The 23,721-nt window shown below is 67.6% G+C and carries 21 protein-coding genes and 1 pseudogene; 10 read left to right on the plus strand and 12 right to left on the minus strand.

Annotated elements, in window-relative coordinates; translation table 11 throughout:
• Window positions 1-21: 21 nt before the first annotated feature.
• On the minus strand, window positions 22-1,260 hold the full coding sequence (gene phnA / locus HWX62_RS17200) for a phosphonoacetate hydrolase (RefSeq protein WP_175932818.1): 1,239 nt from the start codon (window positions 1,258-1,260) through the stop codon (window positions 22-24).
• 207 nt (window positions 1,261-1,467) lie between these two features.
• Here phnA and HWX62_RS17205 point away from each other — a divergent pair.
• A pseudogene (locus tag HWX62_RS17205) lies at window positions 1,468-1,602 on the plus strand (2-aminoethylphosphonate--pyruvate aminotransferase); the annotation flags it as partial.
• A 175-nt stretch (window positions 1,603-1,777) separates the two neighbouring features.
• Window positions 1,778-3,166 (plus strand): FAD-dependent oxidoreductase, encoded by a 1,389-nt coding sequence (locus HWX62_RS17210; protein ID WP_175932817.1) that lies wholly within the window; start codon window positions 1,778-1,780, stop codon window positions 3,164-3,166.
• A 179-nt stretch (window positions 3,167-3,345) separates the two neighbouring features.
• Here HWX62_RS17210 and HWX62_RS17215 read toward each other — a convergent pair whose 3' ends face one another.
• Together HWX62_RS17215 and HWX62_RS17220 are read right to left on the minus strand one after the other, a co-directional pair.
• Window positions 3,346-4,071 (minus strand): phosphonate utilization associated transcriptional regulator, encoded by a 726-nt coding sequence (locus HWX62_RS17215; RefSeq protein WP_175932816.1) that lies wholly within the window; start codon window positions 4,069-4,071, stop codon window positions 3,346-3,348.
• A gap of 197 nt (window positions 4,072-4,268) precedes the next feature.
• Window positions 4,269-6,440 (minus strand): phospholipase C, phosphocholine-specific, encoded by a 2,172-nt coding sequence (locus HWX62_RS17220; protein WP_175932815.1) that lies wholly within the window; start codon window positions 6,438-6,440, stop codon window positions 4,269-4,271.
• A gap of 229 nt (window positions 6,441-6,669) precedes the next feature.
• Between HWX62_RS17220 and HWX62_RS17225 the strand changes: the two genes are divergently transcribed.
• On the plus strand, window positions 6,670-7,587 hold the full coding sequence (locus tag HWX62_RS17225; RefSeq protein WP_175932814.1) for a LysR family transcriptional regulator: 918 nt from the start codon (window positions 6,670-6,672) through the stop codon (window positions 7,585-7,587).
• 99 nt (window positions 7,588-7,686) lie between these two features.
• Here the strand turns inward: HWX62_RS17225 and HWX62_RS17230 are convergent, their stop codons facing one another.
• Window positions 7,687-9,327, minus strand: coding sequence for an L-lactate permease (locus HWX62_RS17230; RefSeq protein ID WP_175932813.1), 1,641 nt, complete (start codon window positions 9,325-9,327; stop codon window positions 7,687-7,689).
• A 413-nt stretch (window positions 9,328-9,740) separates the two neighbouring features.
• Between HWX62_RS17230 and HWX62_RS17235 the strand changes: the two genes are divergently transcribed.
• Complete coding sequence (locus HWX62_RS17235; protein ID WP_175932812.1) at window positions 9,741-10,058, plus strand: DUF4148 domain-containing protein; 318 nt, start codon at window positions 9,741-9,743, stop codon at window positions 10,056-10,058.
• Window positions 10,059-10,126: 68 nt separating this feature from the next.
• Here the strand turns inward: HWX62_RS17235 and gshA are convergent, their stop codons facing one another.
• The 3 genes from gshA to ada form a co-directional block, all read right to left on the minus strand.
• A complete protein-coding gene (gene gshA, locus HWX62_RS17240) occupies window positions 10,127-11,740 on the minus strand; it encodes a glutamate--cysteine ligase (RefSeq protein ID WP_175932811.1) in 1,614 nt (537 codons plus the stop codon).
• A gap of 454 nt (window positions 11,741-12,194) precedes the next feature.
• A complete protein-coding gene (locus tag HWX62_RS17245; protein ID WP_175932810.1) occupies window positions 12,195-13,154 on the minus strand; it encodes an AlkA N-terminal domain-containing protein in 960 nt (319 codons plus the stop codon).
• Window positions 13,151-14,242, minus strand: a complete 1,092-nt coding sequence (gene ada, locus HWX62_RS17250; protein ID WP_175932809.1) for a bifunctional DNA-binding transcriptional regulator/O6-methylguanine-DNA methyltransferase Ada — start codon at window positions 14,240-14,242, stop codon at window positions 13,151-13,153. Before ada ends, HWX62_RS17245 begins: the two co-directional genes overlap by 4 nt.
• Window positions 14,243-14,670: 428 nt before the next feature.
• Between ada and HWX62_RS17255 the strand changes: the two genes are divergently transcribed.
• The gene (locus tag HWX62_RS17255; protein WP_175932808.1) at window positions 14,671-15,084 is read left to right on the plus strand and encodes a VOC family protein; all 414 of its coding nucleotides are present in this window, start codon (window positions 14,671-14,673) and stop codon (window positions 15,082-15,084) included.
• A gap of 22 nt (window positions 15,085-15,106) precedes the next feature.
• Here the strand turns inward: HWX62_RS17255 and HWX62_RS17260 are convergent, their stop codons facing one another.
• The 3 genes from HWX62_RS17260 to speG form a co-directional block, all read right to left on the minus strand.
• Complete coding sequence (locus HWX62_RS17260; protein WP_069618258.1) at window positions 15,107-15,661, minus strand: YaeQ family protein; 555 nt, start codon at window positions 15,659-15,661, stop codon at window positions 15,107-15,109.
• A gap of 188 nt (window positions 15,662-15,849) precedes the next feature.
• Window positions 15,850-16,197 carry a hypothetical protein gene (locus tag HWX62_RS17265; protein WP_175932807.1) on the minus strand — a complete coding sequence of 116 codons (348 nt, stop codon included), beginning with the start codon at window positions 16,195-16,197 and terminating at the stop codon, window positions 15,850-15,852.
• A gap of 497 nt (window positions 16,198-16,694) precedes the next feature.
• The gene (gene speG, locus HWX62_RS17270; RefSeq protein ID WP_175932806.1) at window positions 16,695-17,252 is read right to left on the minus strand and encodes a spermidine N1-acetyltransferase; all 558 of its coding nucleotides are present in this window, start codon (window positions 17,250-17,252) and stop codon (window positions 16,695-16,697) included.
• Between the two features lie 151 nt (window positions 17,253-17,403).
• Here speG and HWX62_RS17275 point away from each other — a divergent pair, with 151 nt between their 5' ends.
• The 4 genes from HWX62_RS17275 to HWX62_RS33215 all read left to right on the plus strand — a co-directional run bounded on the left by HWX62_RS17275 (window position 17,404) and on the right by HWX62_RS33215 (window position 19,683).
• Window positions 17,404-17,574 (plus strand): hypothetical protein, encoded by a 171-nt coding sequence (locus HWX62_RS17275; RefSeq protein ID WP_175932805.1) that lies wholly within the window; start codon window positions 17,404-17,406, stop codon window positions 17,572-17,574.
• Window positions 17,575-17,689: 115 nt separating this feature from the next.
• The gene (locus tag HWX62_RS17280) at window positions 17,690-17,938 is read left to right on the plus strand and encodes a DUF2795 domain-containing protein (protein ID WP_175932804.1); all 249 of its coding nucleotides are present in this window, start codon (window positions 17,690-17,692) and stop codon (window positions 17,936-17,938) included.
• Window positions 17,939-18,051: 113 nt separating this feature from the next.
• A complete protein-coding gene (locus HWX62_RS17285) occupies window positions 18,052-19,410 on the plus strand; it encodes a sensor domain-containing diguanylate cyclase (protein ID WP_175932803.1) in 1,359 nt (452 codons plus the stop codon).
• 150 nt (window positions 19,411-19,560) lie between these two features.
• Window positions 19,561-19,683, plus strand: a complete 123-nt coding sequence (locus tag HWX62_RS33215; RefSeq protein WP_256218021.1) for a hypothetical protein — start codon at window positions 19,561-19,563, stop codon at window positions 19,681-19,683.
• A gap of 82 nt (window positions 19,684-19,765) precedes the next feature.
• Here HWX62_RS33215 and mnmE read toward each other — a convergent pair whose 3' ends face one another.
• A complete protein-coding gene (gene mnmE, locus HWX62_RS17290) occupies window positions 19,766-21,160 on the minus strand; it encodes a tRNA uridine-5-carboxymethylaminomethyl(34) synthesis GTPase MnmE (protein WP_175932802.1) in 1,395 nt (464 codons plus the stop codon).
• A gap of 337 nt (window positions 21,161-21,497) precedes the next feature.
• Here mnmE and HWX62_RS17295 point away from each other — a divergent pair, with 337 nt between their 5' ends.
• Window positions 21,498-21,932: a transcriptional regulator gene (locus tag HWX62_RS17295; protein ID WP_175932801.1), complete on the plus strand. Its 435-nt coding sequence runs from the start codon at window positions 21,498-21,500 to the stop codon at window positions 21,930-21,932.
• Window positions 21,933-22,056: 124 nt separating this feature from the next.
• Here HWX62_RS17295 and yidC read toward each other — a convergent pair whose 3' ends face one another.
• Window positions 22,057-23,718 carry a membrane protein insertase YidC gene (gene yidC, locus HWX62_RS17300; RefSeq protein ID WP_175932800.1) on the minus strand — a complete coding sequence of 554 codons (1,662 nt, stop codon included), beginning with the start codon at window positions 23,716-23,718 and terminating at the stop codon, window positions 22,057-22,059.
• Window positions 23,719-23,721 lie beyond the last annotated feature (3 nt).

Below are 23,721 nucleotides of genomic sequence, written 5' to 3' on the forward strand. Positions count from 1 at the left end.
TCCCCCACGGATGCGCGTGCATCACTGCAGATGGTTGAGCACGATGTCGATGATGTCGAAGTTGCGCAGCCGCGCGCGGCCCGTGACGTCGGTCGCGACCGGCCTGCTGAAGATCAGCGGCACGATCTGCTCGGAGATCCCGCCGTGCGAGCGCAGCGGCACGTCGAGGCCCGACAGGTCGTGCCCGATGCGACGCGTGCCGAGCACGACGTCCTGCTTCGAGATCACGATCAGGTCGCCCATCCGCGCGGGCGGCAGCTCGAAGCGCGCGCAGCCTTCGGCGCCCGTCAGCGCGAGCTCGATGCCGTCGACCGCGGCGAGCCGCGCGCGCAGCGCCTCGGCATCGGCCGTTGCCGGCACGTAGACGGTCGCGAACGAACCGAGCGCGCCGTGGTGCACGACGTACGGATCGGTGATCGGCAGGATCACGCGCGCCGCATCGTGGCCGAGCCATTCGTCGAACAGCGCCTGCAGGTAGATCACGTTCGGCTCGCCGGTCGTGTCGTCGTGCTTCGCGTTCATCCCGTGATCGGCGGTGATCGCGACGATCGCGCCGAGTTCGTCGAGGCGCCGCAGGTAGCCGTCCATCATCGCGTAGAACGCGTTCGCGCCGGGCGTGCCGGGCGCGCACTTGTGCTGCACGTAGTCGGTGGTCGACAGGTACATCAGGTCGATCGGGCGCGTCTCCAGCAGGCGCACGCCGGCCGCGAACACGAATTCCGACAGCTCCGCGCTGTACACGCTCGGCACCGGCTTGCCGACCAGCTCGAGCACGTTGTCGATGCCGTTTTCCTCGACGCTTGCTTCGTCGGCCTTTTCCGACGAGAAGCAGATGCCGTCGAGCCCCTTGCCGAGCAGGCGGCGCAGCTTGTCCTTCGCGGTGACGACCGCGACGCGCGCGCCCTGTTCGGCGAACGTCGCGAGCACGGTGGGGGCGACCAGATACTTCGGATCGTTCATCAGCACCTCGGCGCCGGTGTCGCGATCGTAGAAGTAGTTGCCGCTGATCCCGTGGATCGCCGGCGGCACGCCGGTGACGATCGACAGGTTGTTCGGGTTCGTGAAGCTCGGCACCACGCATTCGCCCTTGAAGGCGGTACCCGGCTTCAGCAGCGTGCGCAGGAACGGCGCGACGCCGGCCTCGGCGGCTTCTTCCAGATATTCGTATGCGCAGCCATCGACGCAGACGACCACCACGGGCCGGCTCATCCAGTTGTAGCGGCGGCCGTTCACTTCCACGGATACAGGCGTTTCAGGCATGACGTTCGTTCCTTTCAGGTCGAAGGGGTGAGCCGTCGGCGCCCACGCCGCGCCCCACTGCTGTTTTCGACGCTTGACATTAAAATCGATGATTTGTAGATTGTCAACAACATGCAGAGAACAGAAAGCAAGAGGCGGATGGACGAGGCGCATGAAGAAAGGGTCCACTCCGTCCGCCTCGTGTCGCGGCGCGGTGTTTATCCGGCGGTCAAAAAGCGCGGCTACATTCGGTATCGGGGCAAGCTCGCCAAAGTCGACGCGTTCCGCGTCGGCTGCATCGGCCACTTCGGCGAAGTCGGTATTCCGGGAGCAGTTGCCGCGATCGCCAACACGCGCAAGGCGACGGCGTGCGCCGCACGCCCACAAGGAGAGGGCCTCGCTCGGCGAATCGGGCCGCACGGCGGCGCGCGGCCCCGCCGCCCTGCATCGCGGTGCGGCGGTTTCGCGTTCGCACTGGTTTTCGTTTCTGCGCCGTGTGCGGCACGGCAACCTGCCACCCTTACCGGTACGACACCCGATGCGACCTTTCTGGATCGAACAAGCGCTGTTCAACGATGGCGATCTCGCCCCCGCGCTGCAAGGCGCGACGCAGGCCGACGTATGCATCGTCGGCGGCGGCTTCACGGGCCTCTGGACCGCGATCCAGGCGAAGCAGCAGCACCCGGCGCTCGACATCGCGATCCTCGAGGCCGACCTGTGCGGCGCCGGCGCGAGCGGCCGCAACGGCGGCTGCCTGCTCACGTGGTCCGCGAAATTCCTGACGCTGCGGCGGCTGTTCGGCGAAGCCGAGGCGATCCGGCTCGTGAAGGCATCGGAAGCGGCCGTGCAGCACATCGCCGATTTCTGCCGCGCGCACGACATCGATGCCGAACTGCGGCTCGACGGCACGCTGTACACCGCGACGTCGCGCGCGCAGGTCGGCACGCTCGCGCCGGTGCTCGACGCGCTCGCCGCGTGCGGCATCCACAGCTACGCGCCGCTGCCGCCCGCCGAAGTCGCGCGCCGCTCGGGCTCCGCGCGCAATCTCGACGGCGTCTACTCGCCGATCGCCGCGACCGTGCATCCCGGCAAGCTCGTGCGCGGGCTGCGCCGCGTCGCACGCGCGATGGGCATCCGGATCTACGAGCGCACGGCGATGCTCGACTTCACGCCCGGCCAGCCGGCCGTCGTGCGCACGCCGTCCGGCAGCGTCACGGCGAGCAAGCTCGTGTTCGCGATCAACGCGTGGATGGCGAGCCGCTTCCCGCAGTTCGAACGGACGATCGCGGTCGTGTCGAGCGACATGGTCATCACCGAGAAATGTCCGGAGCTGCTGGCGCGGACCGGGCTCGTGGACGGCGTGTCGGTGCTCGATTCGCGGATCTTCGTGTACTACTACCGCACGACGCCCGACGGGCGGCTGATGCTCGGCAAGGGCGGCAACACGTTCTCATGGCGCAGCCGCATCGCGCCCGTGTTCGACCGCCGCTCGCCGTACGAGGCGCAGCTCACGCGCAGCCTGCGCGAATTCTTCCCGTCGCTTGCGGGCGTGCCGATCACCGCGAGCTGGAACGGGCCGTCGGATCGCTCGGTGACGGGCTTTCCGTTCTTCGGCCGCCTCGACGGCGCGCCGAACGTGTTCTATGGCTTCGGCTATTCGGGCAACGGCGTCGGGCCGACGTACATGGGCGGGCAAATCCTGTCGTCGCTCGTGCTCGGGCTCGACAACGCGTGGACGCGCAGCCCGATCGTGCGCGGCCCGCTCGGCCATTTCCCGCCGGAGCCAATCCGCTATGTCGGCGCGCACGTCGTGCGCAACGCGATCCGTCGCAAGGAGCGCGCGGAGGACGAGAATCGAAAGCCGTCGGCGGTTGATACGTGGCTCGCGAAGTTTGCGAGCGCGGCGGGGAAGGCCGACAAGGGGTGATTACATCATTCGGAAGACGTATCGAATCACCTACTCGGCAGGCAGACCGCGTTGCGTCACGGTACTCGGCAGCACGAGCGGGCCGTGCGCCGAGCTGGCGACTCGAACCGTGAAAGGTCGCAATCCAGCCGCTCCACGGCCTTTCGTCGTCAACGTGCGGTGACAGATAGCGCCGCCACTCACGCGCCGGCCTTCTCCCGCGCCGCCTTGCCGGTAGCAGGCAGCCCCTGCTCGTGCGTACGGCGCATCCGCGCGAGGCCATGCGCGACGTGCTCGCGCACGAGCGCGACGGCCTTGTCCTCGTCGCCGGCCGCGAGCGCCTGCACGATCTTGTCGTGCTCGGCCGCCGACACCGCGATCGCATCCTGCTCGGCCTCGATCGCCGCCTGGCGCAGCAGGCCAAGCTGGCGCACGAGCCGGCGATACGTATCGGTGAGATGCGTATTGCCGACGCCGACGACCATCGCGTCGTGGAACTGCACGTTCAGCTCGGTATAGCGCGTGACGTCGTGTTTCTTCGCGGCGTCCTTCATCGACTGGATGATGCCCTTCAGCACTTTCAGCGTGTCGGGCGAGATGCGCTTCGCGAGCGCGCGCGCGACCGATTCGTCGAGCATCGCGCGCACTTCGTAGATCTCCTCGGCCTCGCGCAGCGGCACGACGCGCACGGTCACGCCGCGGTTCTTCTCGTTGCGCAGCAGGCCGGCTTGCTCCAGCGCGCGAAACGCCTCGCGCACCGGGCCGCGCGACACGTTCAGCCTGGTCGCGATGTCGACTTCGTTGAGCTTTTCGCCCGGTGCGTATTCGCCGGACACGATCGCGCGCTCGAGCATGTCCTGGACGATCATCGCGAGCGACTGGCTTTGCAGGAGTTCGATGGCGTTGAGCGCGTTCGGGACAGTCATGGTCGGGCGGGCAGCGGAGCTGGGGGTGAGAACGAGGGCGCCATACGGCGAATGATCGCTGTATACCGTCGCCCCGGCATATTGTCAACAGTTTTCAGTTTCCAAAAGCCGGTCCCGCGCGCCGGAGCACGACCGGCCCGCCGCCGCCGCGCGATGCAGGAAACCATCCCCGCACCGCGCGACGCCCGGACGGTCCGTCAGGCCGTGCGCTTCACCGGCCCCGGATCGCTCTGGCTCGGCCGGCCCGTCTCGACGTGGCCCGCGAAGCGGCGCACGACCTTGTCGTCGCCGCCGTGCAGCGTTGTCGCGGTGATCGTCAGATCGTACCAGCCGTGGCTCGACGCGAGCTCGAAATGCCCCTCGACGCGCTCGCCCGGCTCCAGCGTGTACGTGCGGGCATGCGCATGGCTGTACGCGTTGTCGACCGTCACGCGGCAGGTCGCACGCCCGCTGTTGCGCAGTTGCAGATACACGTGGCGGTTGCGCACGTCGTAGCCGATCTTCGCTTCCGGGTTCGCGTGTCGGCCGTCCGCGGCAAGCCGCGTATTGCCCTGGAATTCGCACAGATAGCCGTTGGGGCCGTAGGCGGCCAGATGGTAGTCGCCGCGCGCGGCCGACGTGCTCCACGTATCGACGAAGCGGTCGTGCGCGGACACCGCGTAGCGGCGCGGCGGCGTCGCCGGGTTGCGGCGGTCGTACACGTAGAACGCGGCGCCCGCATCGCCGGTGTTCGCGAAGTCGAGCGACACGGTGTCGTCATGCGCGCCCACGCGGCTATGCACGAACAACTCGTACGGCAGCGCACGCGCCGGACGCGTGCCGGGCTCCTGCGTCGGCATCGACTGCCGCGCGGGCACCTGGTACGCCTGGCCGGCGGTCGCGATGTGCTGCGGCACCGTGAAACTCACCGTGCGCGTGTCGGGTCGCGCGGAGAAGTCGAACGCCGACGTGAGGTCGCCGCAGATCGACCGGCGCCACGCGCTGATGTTCGGCTCCTGCACGCCGAAACGCGCTTCGAGGAAACGCAGCACCGACGTATGGTCGAACGTCTCCGAGCAGACCCAGCCGCCCTTCGTCCACGGCGAAATGATGATCAGCGGCACGCGCGGCCCGAGGCCGATCGGCTGGATGCCGCCCGGGTCGGCGCCCGGCACGAGCGGGCTCATTTCGCCCGGGTACTTGTTCAGGTCGAGCAGTTCGTCGCCGAGGGTCGACAGCAGGTTCGACGACACGATGCCCTGCCCGCCCACGCCGCTCGTGACCGGCGGCACCGGCGGCACGACGTGGTCGAACAGCCCGTCGTTCTCGTCGTAGTTCAGGATGAACACCGTCTTCGCCCACACCTCGGGGTTCGACGTCAGCGCCTCGAGCACCATGTTGATGTAGAACGCGCCGTCGGTCGGCGACGCCTGCGGGTGCTCGCTGTACTTGTACGGCGACACGATCCACGACACCTGCGGCAGGCGGTTGGCCTGCACGTCGGCCTTCAGTTCGGCGAGCGTGTGGTTCGACGCGCCCTTGTCGACGAGCGGGCCGCTCGCGCCTTCCTTCACCTGGAAGCGCTTGAAGAACATCAGCGAGTTGTCGGTGTAGTTGTCGGTCGGATCACCCGGGATGCCGGTGCCGCCCTGGTACACCTTCCAGCTGATCTTCGCGTTCTCGAGGCGTTCGGCGTAGGTCGTCCACGTGTAGCCGTTCACGTCGTTGCGCTCGCCGATGCCCGGGCCGTTCGGCGCGCTGCCGTAGACGTTGCGCGAGTCGATCGTGCCGGTCCACAGGTAGATGCGGTTCGGCGCCGTGTCGGCATGCGCGGAGCAGAAGTACGAATCGCAGATCGTGAACGCGTCGGCCAGCGCGTAGTGGTACGTGAGATCCTGGCGCTTCAGGTAGCCCATCGTCAGCACGTCCTGCTTCTGGTTCACCCACTGGTCCCACTGGCCGTTGTTCCAGGCGAGGTGGCCGCTGCTCCAGCCGTGGTTGGTGCCCGGCTGGAATTCGGTCGTCTGCTTCGGGTCGAGATAGAACGGCAGCACGTACGGCGCCGACGGATCGAGCCCGCGCGAATGGTAGTTCTTCGTGAACACCGACGCCGGCGGCTGCTGCCACACCGGTGCGCCGTTCGGCAGCAGGTGCGGACGCGGGTCGTCGAAACCGCGCACGCCGCGCAGCCCGCCGAAGTAATGGTCGAACGAACGGTTTTCCTGCATGAAGATCACGACGTGTTCCACGTCGCGGATCGTGCCGGTGCGATAGGCGGCCGGCATCGCCAGCGCATTGCGGATCGCGGGCGGGAAGCCCGCATAGGCGGCCATCGCGCCGGCCGACTGCGCGGCGAGGCGCAGGAAATCGCGTCGATTGTTCGAGGACATGAAAAGCACCCTGTGGTCGGTGGGAGTGGGGTCGCCGGGCGAGCGGGGCCGGCGATCTGCGTCGCCGTCATTACCCCGCACCGGCGTGTCCCGGCCGTGACCGGTTCCCGCAGGTTTCTTGCGGTCATCCCCAGCTTTTTTTCGAAGTCGCGCACGGCGCGCCTTTCATGCGGCCGACACACGCCTGCGCTACGCTGACGCGCGATGAAGAGGGGGGAGAAGCCGAGTCGTGTTCGATCAGCTGAAGGCGTTTCACGCGACCGTCCGGCAGGGCAGCATCACGCGCGCCGCGCGCCACCTGGGCGTCAGCCAGCCGACGATCGCCGCGCAGATCCGGCAGGTCGAGCAGATGTACGGCGTCGAGCTGTTCTACCGCAGCGGCCGCAAGCTCGAGGTGACCGAGACGGGCATCGAGCTGTTGCCGCTCGTCGAGAAGATGATCGCGCTGGAGGCGCAGGCCGACATCATGCTGCGCAACGTCGGCGGCCTGTTCGAAGGCCACCTGCGGATCGGCGCGACGGGCCCGTACTACATCATGGATGCGGTCGGCCGCTTCTCGAGCGCGCATCCGTCGATCGCGCTCACGTGCCGGATCGGCAACTCCGAGGAAATCCTGCAGGCGCTGCAGGAATTCCGCATCGATCTCGCGGTCTCGTCGCAGCGCAACGACGCCGACGGCCTCGAACGCCGGGTGATCTCCACCGATCCGCTCGTGCTCGTCGTGCATCGCGATCATCCGCTCGCGCGCTTCGATTCGATCGACGCGGCGCGGCTCGCCGACGTGCGGCTGCTGATCCGCGAGGAAGGGTCGGTCACGCGCCGCTGCACGGAGACGATCCTCGCCACGGCCGGCGTCGCGGCCGCCTCGGTCGCCGAGATCGGCAGCCGCGAAGCGATTCGCGAGGCGATCCTGCACGGGGTGGGCGGCAGCCTCTTTCCGCTCGGCGAGGCCGAGCGCCATCCGGACTTGCGCGTGATCGCGCTGCGCGGCGTCGACACGACGATCGACGAATACGTGTACTACCTGAAAGCGCGCCGCCAGAGCCCCGCGATCGACGCGTTCCTCGCGTGCATCCTGCCGGGCGGCGGCGCAGCGGCCGGCGCGGATGAAGCCGGACGAACGTTGCGGCGGGTGAGCGCGCGCTGAACCACCGCGCACTCACCGCCTCCGCGCACTACGTGGCGCTGTTCCCGCGCCTTCCCTCGTCGTTTTCCTCGTGCCTTCGTGCTGTCGCGGCGCCGCCGCTCACTTCGGCAGCGCCGGAATCATCCAGGTCAGCACGTGCTGCTGCAGGAACACCAGCACGCCGAGCAACAGCGTGAGGATCACGCTATGCCAGAAGGTACGCGCGAACACGAGGCCTTCCTGCCCTTTCAGGTCCGTCGTCGACACGCCCGTCGCGATGTTCTGCGGCGAGATCATCTTGCCCATCACGCCGCCCGACGAGTTGGTCGCGGCCATCAGCACCGGATCGAGGCCGAGCTGCCGCGCGGCGACGACCTGCAGGTTGCCGAACAGCGCGTTGCCCGACGTGTCGCTGCCGGACAGGAACACCGCGATCCAGCCGAGCGATGCCGACACCAGCGGGAACAGCGCGCCCGTCGACGCGACGCCGGTGCCGAGCGTGTAGCTGATGCCCGAGTAGTTCAGCAGGTACGCGAGCCCGACGATCATCATCACCGTGACGATCGCGATCCACGTCTGCCGCCACGTCTTCACCGCGCATTCGACGAACGCGCCGGGGCCGGTGCGCGTCAGCGCGGCCGTGACGATCGCCGACACGAGAATCGCGGTGCCCGTGCCGAGCGGCTGGAAATCCCAGATCGCCGCATACGGCTTGTGGTACAGCGACACGTACACGGCGTTGTGCAGGCCCGGCCACTTGATCTTCACGTCGCCGATCGCCGCGATGTTCGCGTGCACCCACACGATCACGACCACCGACACGACGAGCCACGGCAGCCAGCCGCCGAAGCCCGCGCGCGCGGCGCCGGCCGCGGCCGGCACGCTGCGCGCGAGCGCGTATTGCGGATCGGGCTGCGGCTTCCACACCTGCAGGAAGCCGATCGTCACGATCAGCGACGAGAGCGACGACAGCACGTCGGTGAGCTGGTAGCCGAGGAAGTTCGACGTGACGAACTGCGCGAGCGCGAAGCTGCCGCCCGACACGAGCAGCGCCGGCCACAGCTTCGCGATCGAGCGCAGCCCGCCATACGCGCCGACCACGTAGAACGGCAGCAGCAGCGCGAAGAACGGCAACTGGCGGCCGACCATCTGCGCAAGCGTCGCGGGCGGCAGCGACGTGACCGCGCCGAGCACGGTGATCGGCACGCCGAGCGCGCCGAACGCGACCGGGGCCGTATTGAACAGCAGCGTATAGGTGAGCGCTTCGAGCGCGGGGAAGCCGAGCGCGATCAATAGCGCGCTCGTGATCGCGACCGGCGTGCCGAATCCGGAGATCCCTTCGAGCAGGCAGCCGAACGAGAACGCGACGACGAGCAGCACGAGGCGGCGGTCGTCGGGCAGGTTGTCGAGCATCCACTGCCGGAACTGGTCGAAGCGGCCCGACTTCACCGCGATGTTGTACAGCAGCAGCGCGTTGAAGACGATCCACATCACCGGCACGACCGCGAGCGCCATGCCCGCGCCGACCGCGTTGAACGCGAGCCCGGCCGGCATCCCCCACGCGCCGATCGCGACCGCGAGGCCCGCGACGAGCCCCGCGAGCGACGCCTGCCACGCGGGGCGGCGCAGCACGCCGAGCGCGATCAGCGCGACCGCGATCGGGATCGCGGCGACGAGGAACGACAGGAGCAGCGAGCCGGCAATGGGCGTCAACGGTTGCGCGAAGACGATGCCGGGCGGGAGGGCGTCGGTGGGATTCATCGTGTCTCCAGAGTCGACCCGTGTTCGCCTCTCGGGGCGCCGGGTTCGGTACAAGGCGATGTCCTGCAGTCGCGACCGCGATCGGGGTGCTTGCGTACGCAACGACGTTGCGCGGCCAACCGATCGGTCGCTTAAAAGAGGTTAGGAGGCGCAACGCGCTTGTACAAGGGGGAGAAGCCCGATGCAGGCGAATCGATGCGCCCCGTGCGCCGCACGCTGGCCGGCAGATGGCGCGCAGCTGTCGCGTTCGACAGGAACCCCCAGGGCTCGCCGGTGCGCGCAATGTTGCGCGACCGGAAAAGGTGACTGCCAGCCACGCGGATGTTTCGTCCGGCCGCCGAAGCCTAGACTGGCTGCATCGTTTCCGGCCGCGCCGGCGATGGCGCGGCACCGGAACCTCACGGAGCCACACGATGAAAACGATGAAACACGCGGCCTGCGCATTCGTGCTGATCGGCGCGGCATTCGCCGCGCATGCGCAAGCCACGTCGACGCTCACGCGCGCGCAGGTCCGCCAGGAACTCGCGGAACTGCAGGCCGCCGGCTACCGGACGAGCCTCGCAAGCAGTCCCGACTTTCCGCGCAACATGCAGGCGATCATGCAGCGTGCCGCCCGGGCCCGCGGCGAAGGCGACGTTGCCGGTTATGGCGGCGACGGCCGGGCCCACACGGAATCGGGCAAGCCGATGCTGCCGCACGCTGCCGATCGCGGCACGTACGCCCATCACTGATCACCGGCGAAACCGGATGTAATCGCATCGCGGCGCGGCGCTCCCCGCGCCGGCCGCGTGCGCGATCGTCACACGCTGAAGCGGTTCAGCGTATAGGCGCGATAGGCGGCGACGAACGCGTCGAACGATCCGGCCTCCTTCGCTTCGAGCTCGGCCTGTTCGGCCAGCGACTTCGCGGCAAGCGCCTGCTCGGTGCGCAGCGTCTCGGCCGACGGCGGACGCGCGCGGAAATGCGCGGCATGCGCGTCGCTCTGCGCGAGCGCGAACGCGAGGAACGACTGGCCGTTCTCGCGCATCGTGCGCAGCACGCGCGCGGACGGCGTGCGCTCCGGATCGGCGAGCTTCTCGCGCTGCGCGGCGATCGCACGCGCATGCTCGTCGCCGCCGCGGATTTCGTCGAGCCGGCGGCCGACGATCTCGATATCGCCCATCAGCTCGTCGGCCCACTGCTGCAGCGTGACCGGCTGGCCGTCGCGCGTCAGCGTGAGCCCCGGCTTGCGACCGTCCAGCGTCACGCTGCCGAAATTCGCGTTCGCTTCCTTGTACGCGTCGCAGTCGAGCGGCGCGCTTTCGTCGAGCGCGCACGCGAGCAGGAATGCGTCGATGAAGCGCGCGGTCTCCAGCGCGATGCCGGTCGGCTCGAACGGATCGATGTCGAGGCAGCGCACTTCGATGTACTGCACGCCGCGCGACGCGAGCGCATGCAGCGGCCGCTCGCCCGAATACGTGACGCGCTTCGGCCGGATCGTCGAGTAGAACTCGTTCTCGATCTGCAGCACGTTCGTGTTGATCTGGATCCACTCGCCGTCGCGATGCGTGCCGATCGCCTCGTACGCCGGATACGGCTCGCTCACGGCCTTCGACAGCGCGTCGAGATAACCGGGCAGCGTGTTGTAGTCGACGTGCAGCGCGGCCTGGGCCGTCGTGTTCGAGTAGCCGAGGTCGCTCATCCGCAGGCTGGTCGCATACGGCCGGTACAGCGTATCGGCGTCGAACGTGTCGAGCTTGTGCGGCTTGCCGCGCAGGAACTTCGCGTCGAGCACGGGCGACGCGCCGAACAGGTACATCAGCAGCCAGCTGCGGCGGCGGAAGTTGCGGATCTGCGCGAGATAGCGTTCCGACTGGTAATCGACGAGCGTCGCCGTCGACCCTTCGTCCGCATGCAGGCGCCGCCACACTTCCTCGTGCAGCGAGTAGTTGTAGTGGATGCCGGCGATGCACTGCATCGTGCGGCCGTAGCGATACGCGAGGCCGCGCCGGTACACCGTCTTCAGGCGGCCGATGTTCGACGTGCCGTAGTCGGCGATCGGGATCTGGTCGTCGGCCGGCAGCAGGCCCGGCATCGAGTCGTTCCACAGCAGCTCGTCGCCGAGCGATGCATACACGTAGCGATGCAGATCGTCGAGGCGTTCGAGCGTGAGCGCGGCGTCGCGCTCCGCGGGCGTGATCAGTTCGATCAGCGCTTCGGAATAGTCGGTCGTCAGCGCCGGATGCGTGAGCGCCGAGCCGAGCGCACGCGGATGCGGCGTGAACGCGATCATCCCGTCGCGCGTCACGCGCAGGCTTTCCTTTTCGATGCCGCGCAGGCCGTCGGGCAGATGCTGCCGCGTCGGGCCCGAGCTCAGCGCGTCGAGGCGATTCAGCAGCAGTTCGGACTGGCGGTGAGTCATGGTGTTCGACATGGAGACGCAAGTGCGTGACGGCCGCGCGCAGAACGCCGCGCGCGGCCGGCTGGATTGTTGGTCGCTTCGTTGGTAGCGGGCACTTTAACATCTCGCCGAAACCCGCGCTTGAGGTGGCCGCGGGTACGACACACGGGCCCCAGCGGGCCACCGGACGGGCCGGGCGCCGTAGTCCCGGCCCGTATCCCCCGTTTCGGATGAAGCCGATCGGCACGCCGGTCACCGCGATTCGTCGGACGGAATATGAACGGCGAACGGGCGGCCGCAGGTGCAACCGTGCCGCCGAATCGTTCGGAAAACGACGCGTCGCGCAAGCGTCGCATGCGCGACATCCGGGCCGGCGCCGGATGCATGGCATCGCCATGACGGGCCGCGTCACGCCCGCGCCGCCGGCGCAACGGGTTGCAGCCCGGCCGGCCTCCTTGCTGTCGCGCCCGGCCGCGGGCCGCGGCGCTTACCCGCCGCGCGCGCCGCCCGCCCGGTCCGCCACGTCGTTCCACAGATGCAGCGCCGCATACGCGCGCCACGGCCGCCAGCCTTCGGTGCGGCGCTTCTGACTGGTGAGCCGGTCGAGCGCCGGGTCGCGCGCAGCGATCGACTGCATCAGCACGAGATCCGATGCCGGCCACGCGTCCGGGTCGCGCCATGCGCGCATCGCGATGTATTCGACGGTCCACGGGCCGATGCCGGGCAGATCGAGCCACGCGCCGCGCAGCGTCGCGAGATCGGCATGCGCGCGATCGACCGGCACGTCGCCGGCCGCCACCGCGCGTGCCACGCCGGTCAGTGCCGCCACGCGCTTGCCGGGCATCCCGATCTTGTCGAGATCGCACGCGGCCAGCGCGCCGGGCGTCGGGAAACGCCACGCGGGCGCGCCGTCGTCGTCATGAATCACGCGTTCGCCGGCCCGTTCGACGAGCCGGCCGACGATCGTCGTCGCGGCCTTCACGCTCACCTGCTGGCCGACGATCGCGCGCACCGCCAGCTCGAACCCCGACCATGCGCCCGGCACACGCAGCCCCGGCGCGGCCTCGACGAGCGGCGCGAACCACGGATCGCGCGCGAGCCCGGTGCCGATCGCAATCGGATCGGCGCCGAGGTCGAACATCGTCGCGACGCGCGCGGCGAATGCCTCGTCGACATGACGCGCGATCGCCCCTTCGACGGTCGCGATCAGGCAATGCTTGCGCGGATGTTTCGTGACGGTGAGCCGGCCCGCCTCGCCGTGCAGGTCGACGATGCGGCGATACACGCCGTCGGCGACCTGCTCGACGCCCGGAATCGCGCGCCCGCTGAAGAAGCGCAACACGCGCGCCCAGTCGTACGGCGCCTTGTAGCGCAGTTCCATCTGCGCGGACGGCGGCACGAGGCCGCCGTTCGCGAGGGACGTAATCGTTGTTTTCTCGATGCTCAAACCGCACTGCCCTCCGTCTCGGCTTCGGTTTCGTCGTTGCGAACATGGCGTGCCTCGGCGGCGAGCAGCGTCGCCTTGCGGCGCACGCCCCAACGATAGCCGGCGAGCGCGCCGCCCTTTTGCACGACGCGGTGGCACGGAATCGCGAGCGCGACCGGGTTCGACGCGCAGGCGGACGCGACCGCCCGCACCGCGCGCGGCGAGCCGAGCGCCTCGGCGATTTCCGAATAGCTGCGCGTTTCGCCGTACGGGATATGCGTCAGCGCTTCCCACACGCGCTGCTGGAACGCGGTCGGCGCGATGTCGAGCGGCAGGTCGAACGCGTGCCGCGTGCCGTCGAGATACGCGCGGATCTGCGTGACGAACGGCGCGAGCCGCGCGGGCGAGTCGACGAGTTCGGCCCGCGCGAAGGCGTCCTTCAGCTCGCCGACGAGCGACGCCGCGTCGTCGCCGAACGCGATCCGGCAGATCCCCTGTTCGGTCGCGGCGACGAGCACCGTGCCGAGCGACGTCGACGCGGTCGCATAGTCGATCCGCAGGCCGGCGCCCTGGCGGCGGAACGCGGACGGCGCCATCCCCAACTCGCGCGGCACCGACGCATAGAGCCGCGACGGCGAGTTGAACCCGGCGTCGACGGCCGCCTGCGTGACCGGCTGCCCGCTTTGCAGCGCCTGCCGCAGCGCGGCGCCGCGCTGCGCGGCCTGGTACTGCCGCGGCGACACGCCGACCACGCGCTTGAAGAGCCGCTGTAGGTGGAACGGGCTCACGTGCACGGCGTCGCTCAACTGCTGCAGCGTGAGCCGCTCGGCGTGCGCGTCGAGCACCGCGCATGCACGATTGACGATCGCCAGCTCGCGCGGCAGCCCTTCCGGCTGGCAACGCTTGCAGGGCCGGAAGCCGGCCGCGCGCGCGGCCGCAGCATCGACGAAAAAGGACACGTTCTCGCGGCGCGGCTGCCGCGACGCGCAGGTCGGGCGGCAGAACACGCCGGTCGTGCTGACGCCATAGAAGAACGCGCCGTCCGCATGCGGATCGCGCTCGGTCACGGCGCCCCAGCGGGCGTCATCGGTCGGATAGGCGGTTTTCATCTGAACCTCGCACTCTCTAGTGTAGATGGTGCCTACTCTAGACATCGGCACATGCCGTCGCGCCCTGAATCTTGCTCTGTGATTCGTGCCGGCGAATCGGGGTCGCATCGGCCGGAAAAATCCGACGAAACGTGCGCGGCGGCCGCTCCAGCGCGGGTTTCGTCATCGTCTCGTCATCATTTTGCTGCAGTGCGGATGCGACAAATCGCCGTCCTGACGTTTTTTTGCAATCGGAATATTGCGTCGCACCATCGGCGTGTGTATAGTTGGAACTGTCTCCTCCATGTCTCCTCCTGATATGGATTAAGCCCGTTCCGCTCTGCGTGAACGGGCTTTTTTTCGTCCGTCGATTGTGCCGCCTTCCGGCCGGCAACGCAGGCGCGATGCGTCTACACTCGATGCTCGTCGACTGCGAAGGAGTCCCGTCCATGAAGCCCACCATCCGCGGAATCGATCACATCGTGCTGCGCGTGACCGACATGGCGGCGATGACGCGCTTTTACTGCGACGCCGTCGGCTGCCATGTGGAGAAGGAGCAGCCCGATCTGGGCCTCGTGCAACTGCGCGCCGGCGATGCGCTGATCGACCTGCTGACCGTCGGCGGCCCGATCGACCGCCCCGACAGCGGCCCGCCCGGCACCGGGCGCAACCTCGATCACCTGTGCCTGCGCGTCGAGCCGTTCGATCCCGACGCACTGATCGCCCATTTCACCGCGCATGGCGCGCGACCGGGCGCGCCGGCCGAACGCTACGGTGCCGGCGGCTACGGGCCGTCTATCTACCTGTTCGACCCGGAGGGGAACATGGTCGAATTCAAGGGGCCGCCGGCCGCGCTCGGCTGACCGCGGCCGGCGCGCGGGCCCGTCACGCGCCCTCGCGCGCCTTCAGCACCGTCCACTCGACCGCGACCGGATCGTGGTCGGCGCTCGAGATCCACGCGGCGCCGTCCTGCACCGTGCATTGCAGGCGCATCGTGCGCTCCGCGAGCCGCCCGAGCGCGGCCGCGACGCCGTCGGCGAGCGACAGCACCTGCACGTTGCGCAGCCGTTCGACCTTGCTGCGCACGCCCTGCCACCAGATATCCGACGTCTTGCCGCCGTACGCGATCACCGTGACCTGGCCGGCGCGGCCGGCCGCCTTCGAGATGCGCCGTTCGTCGGGCTGGCCGGCCTCGATCCACACGTCGATCGCGCCCGTCAGGTCCTTCTGCCACAGATCGGGCTCGTCGACGTCCGACAGCCCCTTGCAGAATTCGAGCCGCTCGTGCGCGAACAGCGCGAACGCGACGATGCGCACCATCATCCGGTCGTCGGTCTCCGACGGATGGCGCGCCACCGTCAGCGCGTGATCGGCGTAGTAGTGCCGATCCATGTCGGCGATTTGCAGTTCGGCTTTGTAGATGGTGGATTTCAGCGCCATGCGGATGCGGCCCGGGCGGGCATTCGGTTCGGTCGGGCCGTGATGATACCGAATGCGCGCCGCCCGGCGTGCGTCATGCGCTCCACAACGCAACGGCCCGGCAGGTGCCGGGCCGTGTTCGATTCGCGCCGCCGGCCCGTCGGGGCCGGCACGCTCGCGCGTCGTGCGACTGCGCGATGAAGGGACCGTTACTGCTTGACGAAGCGCGAATCGGTCCAGAGGCCTTGCTGGTCGCTGTTGTCGGCGCTGACGAACTGCACGTCGCCCTGGTCGACCGACACCACGCGGAAGCGCTGCCCTTCCGGCACCGACAGGCAGCGGAAGTCGTCGAAGTACTGCTGCTTCGCCTGCGACTTGCCGTCGCGCTCGTGACTCAGTACGGAGTCCAGATTGTCTTTCGACAGGCAGCCCCATGCGTTCTTCGTCAGCTGGATTTCCTGCTTCGGCTTGACGGCCGAATCGCCGCCGGCCTGGGCAATCGACACAGCGCAAAATGCGCCGACAACGGCAAAAAGGATACCGGTACGCTTCATCATGTTCTGTCTCCAGGCTTGCGGGCACCAGGCTGGTTAGCTATGTGTTTAAAGGTGATCGTGAACCCGCGTTTTTCACTTTAGAAGACCGGCAAACGATAGCAAGCACATTTGTTGTGCGACCGCAATAGCGGCGGATTGTCGCACCCCGCGCGCGGTGCGTTTTTGGCGCGATACGTGCGCCCGGAAAAGGCGGCCGAACCGCGGACCGCCCCGCGCGGCCGGACGGAAAGCGTTATCCGGCAAGGCTTTCAGCAAAGTTACATTGCAGCGATTGAACGGTTTGGATAATCCATTTCGCTGTCCGGATCATTTTGATGCATTGCACATAAAGTCATCCGAAACGATTCGCCTTTACCGCCGCGTGGAATCGCCTTTACCTGATACAAGAAAAATGCCAGGTATAAGCGCATCCGTATTTATCCGTAGTTCCCCGCATGTATTCGGCGCTCGCAGAATTCCTCGCAAGCGCCTTTAACCGGCGTGGCGCGGCGTGGCGTTTACCCTGCTTTATTCGGACCGGCTTGCTGGCGTTCGAAATAATCGCGCTGGAAGATGCACATGCGATAAGCGTTGTGATACGCGCCATTCCCGAAAAATTCTTCCTTCAATTCGGCCTCGTGCTGGAATCCGCATTTCTCGTACACGTGGATCGCCGCCGCGTTCGACGTGTCGACGATCAGGTACAGCTTGCGCATGTTCAGCACCTTGAACGCGTACTCGATCGCGAGGCGCGTCGCCTGGCCCGCGTAGCCGCGCCCCTGGCAGTGCGGCGCGATGATGATCTGGAACTCGCCGCGGCGGTGGATGTAGTCGAGTTCGATCAGCTCGACGAGGCCGACCAGTTCGTCTTGCGCGTCGACCGCGACGAACCGGCGCTCGCGCTGGTCGTGCACGTGGCGGTCGTACAGTTGCGACAGCTCCGAGAAGGTTTCGTACGGCTCCTCGAACCAGTAGCGCATGATCTTCGCGTCGTTGTTCAGCTCGTGGACGAAGCGCAGGTCCTGGCGCTCCAGCGGCCGCAGCGCGAGCGTGTTGGTATCGTTCTGGAGTTGCATGTTCATGTCCTTTTTGTTGCCGGCGCACGTGCGGAACGCCCGCGTGCCGGGGCCGCGTTCAGGCCCGTTCCGCACTGTAAGAAATTGAACGCGGGCGAAGTTCAGAGCCTAGAATGGGAGCAAGGGTTCCTGCCACCGCAAGGAGGCTATCGTGTTCGAGCAAGTCATCCTCGGCATTTTCCTCGTGCTGCCGCTCGTCATCGTGGCTGCACTGTTTTCCGACGAACTCTGGCAGGAACATCGTCGCCAGCATCCGCGCGACGAGCACGCACCGCACATCGACTGGAAGCATCCGTGGCGCCGCGTGCGACGCGGGCATTGACGTCGATCATCGCCATCCGCAGCACGCGCCGGCCGGGCCACCCTGGGCCGGGGAACATGCCGGGCATGCCCCTTGCGCTTCGATCCGATTGCCGCTCAACCCGCGAGACGCCGACGTGAACGACAAACCCGCCACTCCCCCGCACGATATCCCGAACGAAACGATCGACCTGCAGATCGCCGATGTGCTGGCGGCCGTCCGCTATCCGGCGAACAAGGATGCGATCGTCGACGCCGCACGCGATGCCGGCGCCAGCAACGACGTGCTGTCGATGCTCGACGGCCTGCCCGAACAGGACTACGCGGACGTCGACGCCGTCACGCGCTGCGTCGCCGGCAACTTCGGCCCGGGGCTCGGTGTTTGAGCGGCGCCCCATAACGCGATAGGATCGGGCCGCACCGGTCGCGCCGCGATCGGCAGGCGTGCCGCCACCCGGCGCAAGATCGGGCGTTCGAGCACGCGTGTCCGGGGGACTCCATGGAAGGCATCCTGATCCAGCACACGACGCAACGTCAGCTGTGGTTCGGCGCGCTGACGGCGCTCGTCATCCTGCTCACGCTCGGGATCGCCGCGCCGCACGCGAACGTCGCGCTGCCGGCCGTCGAGCCGTTCATGCCGATGTGCGCGCTCACCGTGTTCACGACCGCGAGCATCGCGGCGTTCTTCCTCGGCGCGCAGTTCACCGTGACGCGCCGGCCCGTGCTCGGCGCGCTCGGCGGCGCCTATGCATTCACCGCACTCGCCGTCGCGTTGCAACTGCTCACCTTTCCCGGCGTGTTCGCGCCGCACGGCCTGCTCGGCGCGCGCCCGCAAAGCGCCGCATGGATGTGGATCTTCTGGCATGCCGGCTTTCCGTGCTTCGTGATGGCCGCGCTGCTCGCACGCGAGCGGCTGACCCGCGCCCCGGTCGGCGCGAAAGAGACGCGCCGCTGGACGGTCGCGCTCGTCGGCGGCCCGGCCGCCACGGCGGCGCTCCTGTGTGCGCTCGCGCTGAACGTGTCGCTGCCGCCCGCGTTCCATCCGGCCGGCGACGCGGCCGTGCTGCCCGTCAACGGCATCGCGCTCGCCGTGTGGATCCTCAACCTGCTTGCGCTCGTGGCCGTGCTGGCCGCGGGCCGGCTGCGCACGACGCTCGACCTGTGGCTCGCGATCGCGGTGCTCGCATGCCTCACCGATACGACGCTGAACCTGCTGTCCGCCCACCGCTTCACCGTCGGCTGGTATGTCGCGCGCGTGTTCAGCATGTTCACGCCCGGCGTGCTCGTGTGCGTGCTCGCATGGGAAGTGACGATGCTGTACCAGCAACTGTTCGAAGCGCACGCGACGCTGGTGCGCTCTTCCGCACGCGACGGGCTCACGGGCGCGTTCAACCGCAGCCACTTCAACGACCATTTCCACACGCTGTTCCTGCAGGCGCGGCGGCAAGGCGAGCCGCTGTCGCTGCTGATGGTCGACGTCGATCACTTCAAGGCGTACAACGACGCGTTCGGCCACGTGAAGGGCGATGCGTGCCTGATCGCCGTCGCGAATGCACTGGCCGGCGCGGTGCGGCGGCCGGCCGATATCGTCGCGCGCTACGGCGGCGAGGAGTTCGCGATCGTGCTGCCGAACACGGGCGCGCGCGGTGCGCGGGTGGTGGCCGACGAAGCGCGCGAAGCCGTGCTGCGGCTCGAGCTCGCGATGCCCGATTCGCCGGCCGGGCGCGTGAGCGTCAGCGTCGGCTGCGCGACCGTGTCGCCCGACGATCTATCGACGCCCGACGCGTTGATCGAAGCCGCCGATGCCGCGCTGTATCGCGCGAAGGACACGGGGCGAAACCGGGTCGTCGTCGCCTGAAAACGTCTGCTGTTTGGCGAATTGTTACGGTCATTGTGACCGGAATAATCCGCCGTTACGGATTGCGGCGCGGGGAAACGATCGCTTACAGCCTGGGCCGGAGCCGCTCGCTATGCTGGGTTTCATATTGAACCCGAGCAGGTGAACGCGATGAAGAAGGTCCTTTTGTTGATTGCCGGCGTCGCCGTGTTGTTGAGCGGCTGTATCGTGGTGCCTGACGGCGGCGGGTATTACGGAGATGGGTATTACCACCATCATCGTCATTGGGATTGATGACGGGTAAAGAGTCCGGAGCGGCGATCCGGTCATCCCGCTCCAGCACCGCATCGACTGTCGAACTTCGAATGCGCGCGCATCACTTCCCGATACAGAACCTGCTGAAAATCACCCCCAGCAGATCATCCGACGTGAATTCCCCGGTAATCGCATTGAGCTGCTCCTGCGCGAGCCGCAGCTCTTCGGCAAACAGATCGAGCGACTGCGCACGCTGTTCCGCATGATCGGCCGCCTGCGCGAGATGTTCCTGCGCGGCCCGCAGCGCGATCAGATGCCGCTCGCGCGCCAGATACACGCCTTCGGCCCCCGCCTGCCACCCGGCGATCCGCAGCAGCTCCGCGCGCAGCATGTCGATCCCGTCGCCGCGCTTCGCCGACAGATGCACCTCGGTCAGATCGCCTTCCGCCGCGGGATGCTCGACGCATGCCGGCACGCCGGTCAGATCCGTCTTGTTCAGCACGCGCACGACCGGCACGCCGGCCGGAAACCGCGCCGCGATCACGCCGTCATCGGGCGTCATCCCGGTGCGCGAATCGAGCAGATGCAGCACGACGTCCGCGCGCTCGATCTCGCTCCACGTGCGCGCGATGCCGATCCGCTCGACTTCGTCCTCCGTCTCGCGCAGCCCGGCCGTGTCGATGATGTGCAGCGGAATCCCCTCGACCTGGATCGTCTGCGCGACCTTGTCGCGCGTCGTGCCGGCGATCGGCGTGACGATCGCCAGCTCGGCGCCGGCCAGCGCATTCAGCAGCGACGACTTGCCGACGTTCGGCTGCCCTGCAAGCACGACCGACAGCCCTTCGCGCAACAGCGCACCCTGCCGCGCATCGCCGAGCACGTGCGCGAGCTGCGCGCGGATCTTCGCGAGCTTGCCGCGCGCGTCGGCCGCTTCGAGGAAGTCGATCTCCTCCTCCGGAAAATCGAGCGTCGCCTCGACCAGCATCCGCAGCGTGATCACGTCCTCGACGAGCGCGTGGATCTGCCGCGAGAACGCGCCGTCGAGCGAACGCCCGGCCGAGCGCGCGGCCGCTTCGGTGCTCGCCTCTATCAGGTCGGCGACGGCCTCGGCCTGCGCGAGGTCGAGCTTGTCGTTCAGGAACGCGCGCCGCGTGAACTCGCCCGGCTCCGCGAGTCGCAGCCCGACGCCGCGCCCCGCGTCCAGGCAGCGCTGCAGCAGCAACTGCATCACGATCGGCCCGCCATGCCCCTGCAGCTCCAGCACGTGTTCGCCCGTGTACGAATGCGGCGCCGGAAAATACAGCGCGATCCCGCGGTCGAGCGGCGCGCCATGCTCGTCGAGGAACGGCACGTAGCTCGCATGACGCGGCGCGAGCTTCTGCCCGCACAACGCGTCGATCAACGGCAGCGCGGCCGCCTCGCCGCCGCGCCCGAACGACACGCGGACGACCCCGATGCCGCCCCGGCCGGCAGCAGTGGCAATGGCGACGATCGGATCGGAATCGGTAGCGAGCATGGGAATCGGAGAAATCGGGTAATCAGCGAGTCAATGGTGCGCCCGCGCAACAGTTCGGGCATCGGAACGCCGGCATTGTAGCGTGCCGGCTCACACGCGACCGGCCACGACGGCGGGTTCGGACTCGGCCGAATTTATCCCGCCGGGGATAAGCCGAGTATCAGTCCGGCATCATGACGGACCGACCGTTTCGGACGAGTATGCGTGCCGGAGGGGCTCGGCACTACGTCCCTCAATTTCATTTCCCCATCCTGACCAAGGGGGGATTCGTCCGAACAGGATACGTTTATCTCATATGGTTGTCTGAGACGCGGCGAGGGAATTGCACAATCTCCCCATGCCGACACCCGAAGAAAAAGCCGCGTTCTCGGAACGCCTGAAATTCGCCCTGCGGCGCAGCCCGGAGAAGGTCACGGGCGCGACGGAACTGGCGAACCGATTCAATCTGCGCCACCGCGGAACGCACCCCGTTTCGCCGCAAACCGCGCATAAATGGTTGACGGGCCGCACGATCCCGACGTCGGACAAACTCGAAACGCTCGCCGAATGGTTGCGCGTCGAAGTGCACTGGCTGCATTACGGGCCGTCCCCGAGCGTGGTCGAACACCCGACGCCGCAACCGCTGCCGCGCGACGAACGCTATCCGCCGACGCCCGAGACGATCGAACTCGCATCGAAGATCGAGGCGCTGTCGCCGCATCAGCGCTACCTCGTGCAGGAACTGGTCGAGCAGTTCTACGGCGATCCGAAACTCGAAGCGAAGAAGGCCTGAACGGCAGCAACCGCACGCGCCGCCGCCCCGTCGTCGCCGGGAAACAAAAAGCCGCATGGTCACGAACCATGCGGCTTTTTTGCGTGCGTCGCGAGCGGCTAACCGCCCGCGAGTACGACCAACGTCAGGCCGGCTTCTTCTTGACGCCGCCGAGCTTGCGCGTGATGTAGTACTGCTGCGCGATCGACAGCACGTTGTTCACGACGTAGTACAGCACCAGGCCCGCCGGGAAGAAGAAGAACATCACCGAGAACGCGATCGGCATGAACTTCATCATCTTCGCCTGGACCGGGTCCGGCGGCGTCGGGTTCAGGCTCGTCTGCACGAACATCGACACGGCCATCAGCACCGGCAGGATGAAGAACGGGTCGCGCTGCGACAGGTCGTGAATCCACAGAATCCACGGCGCGCCACGCATTTCGACCGATGCGAGCAGCACCCAGTACAGCGAGATGAACACCGGGATCTGGATCACGACCGGCAGGCAGCCGCCGAACGGATTGACCTTCTCGGTCTTGTACAGCTCCATCAGCGCGGCGTTCATCTTCTGCGGATCGCTCTTGAAGCGTTCGCGCAGCGCCTGCATGCGCGGCGTGATTTCCTTCATGCGCGCCATCGACTTGTAGCTCGCCGCCGACAGCGGGAAGAACACGGCCTTGATCAGCACCGTCAGCAGCACGATCGCCCAGCCCCAGTTGCCGACATAGCCGTGAATCTTCTCAAGCAGCCAGAACAGCGGCTTCGCGATGATCGTCACCCAGCCGTAATCCTTCACGAGTTCCAGGCCCGGCGCGATGCCTTCGAGCATGCGCTCTTCTTCCGGACCGGCGAACAGGCGCGCCTGCACGTCGGCCGACTGGCCCGGCGCGATCGCGGCGACCGGCTGCTTCACGCCGACGCGGTACAGCGCCGGATCGATCTTTTCAGCGTAGATGTCGCGCTTCGCGCCCTGCTGCGGAATCCAGGCCGACGCGAAGTAGTGCTGCACCATCGCGACCCAGCCGTTGTCCGCGGACTTCTCGAAGTTCGCCTTGTTCTTGTCGAGGTCACTGAAGTCGATCTTCTGGAAGTGCTTCGCGTCCGTATAGACCGCCGGCCCGAGGAACGTGTGCGAGAACATCGGCGTTTCGACGGCCGTGTTGTCGCGAACGAGTTCCATGTAGACCGTCGGCGTGACCGGGGCCGTGCCGACGTTGTCGATCTTGGTATCGACGCCGATCACGTAGCTGCCGCGCGTGAACGTGTAGGTCTTCACGACCTTCACGCCACCCTTCACCGGCGATTCGAACGACAGCTTCAGCGTGTTCTGATCGCCCGTCAGCGACGTCGAGCCGGGGTTCAGCTGCGTGTAGACGTCGTTGTGGTTCGGGAAATCGCCGCCGAGCAGGCCCGTGCGTGCGAGATACGTGTGGCCGGCCGTGTGGTCGAACAGCGTGATGTACAGGTCGGGCTGCTTGCCGTCGCCCTGCTTCTTCAGCGTCAGCTTCGCGAGCGTGCCGCCGCGCGTGTCGATTTCGCCGTCGTACACGTCGGTCGAGAACTTCACGAGCTGCGCCTGCGCGGCCGGGGCCGTCGTCGACGGCGCGGCGCCGGCTGCGGCGGCAGGCACGTCACCTGCGTTCGTCGTCGCGCCCGTGCCCGATGCGCCGCCTGCAGCGGCCGGGGCCGTGTGCGTGGCGCTCGGGAAGAACATCGACGGGCGTCCATGGTCCCGCTGCCAGTTGTCGTACAGCATGACAGCTGACATGAAGAAGATCACCCATAGGACGGTGCGTTTGATATCCATGCG

It is taken from the genome of Burkholderia sp. BCC0506 (assembly GCF_902833145.1).
Lineage (GTDB): Bacteria > Pseudomonadota > Gammaproteobacteria > Burkholderiales > Burkholderiaceae > Burkholderia.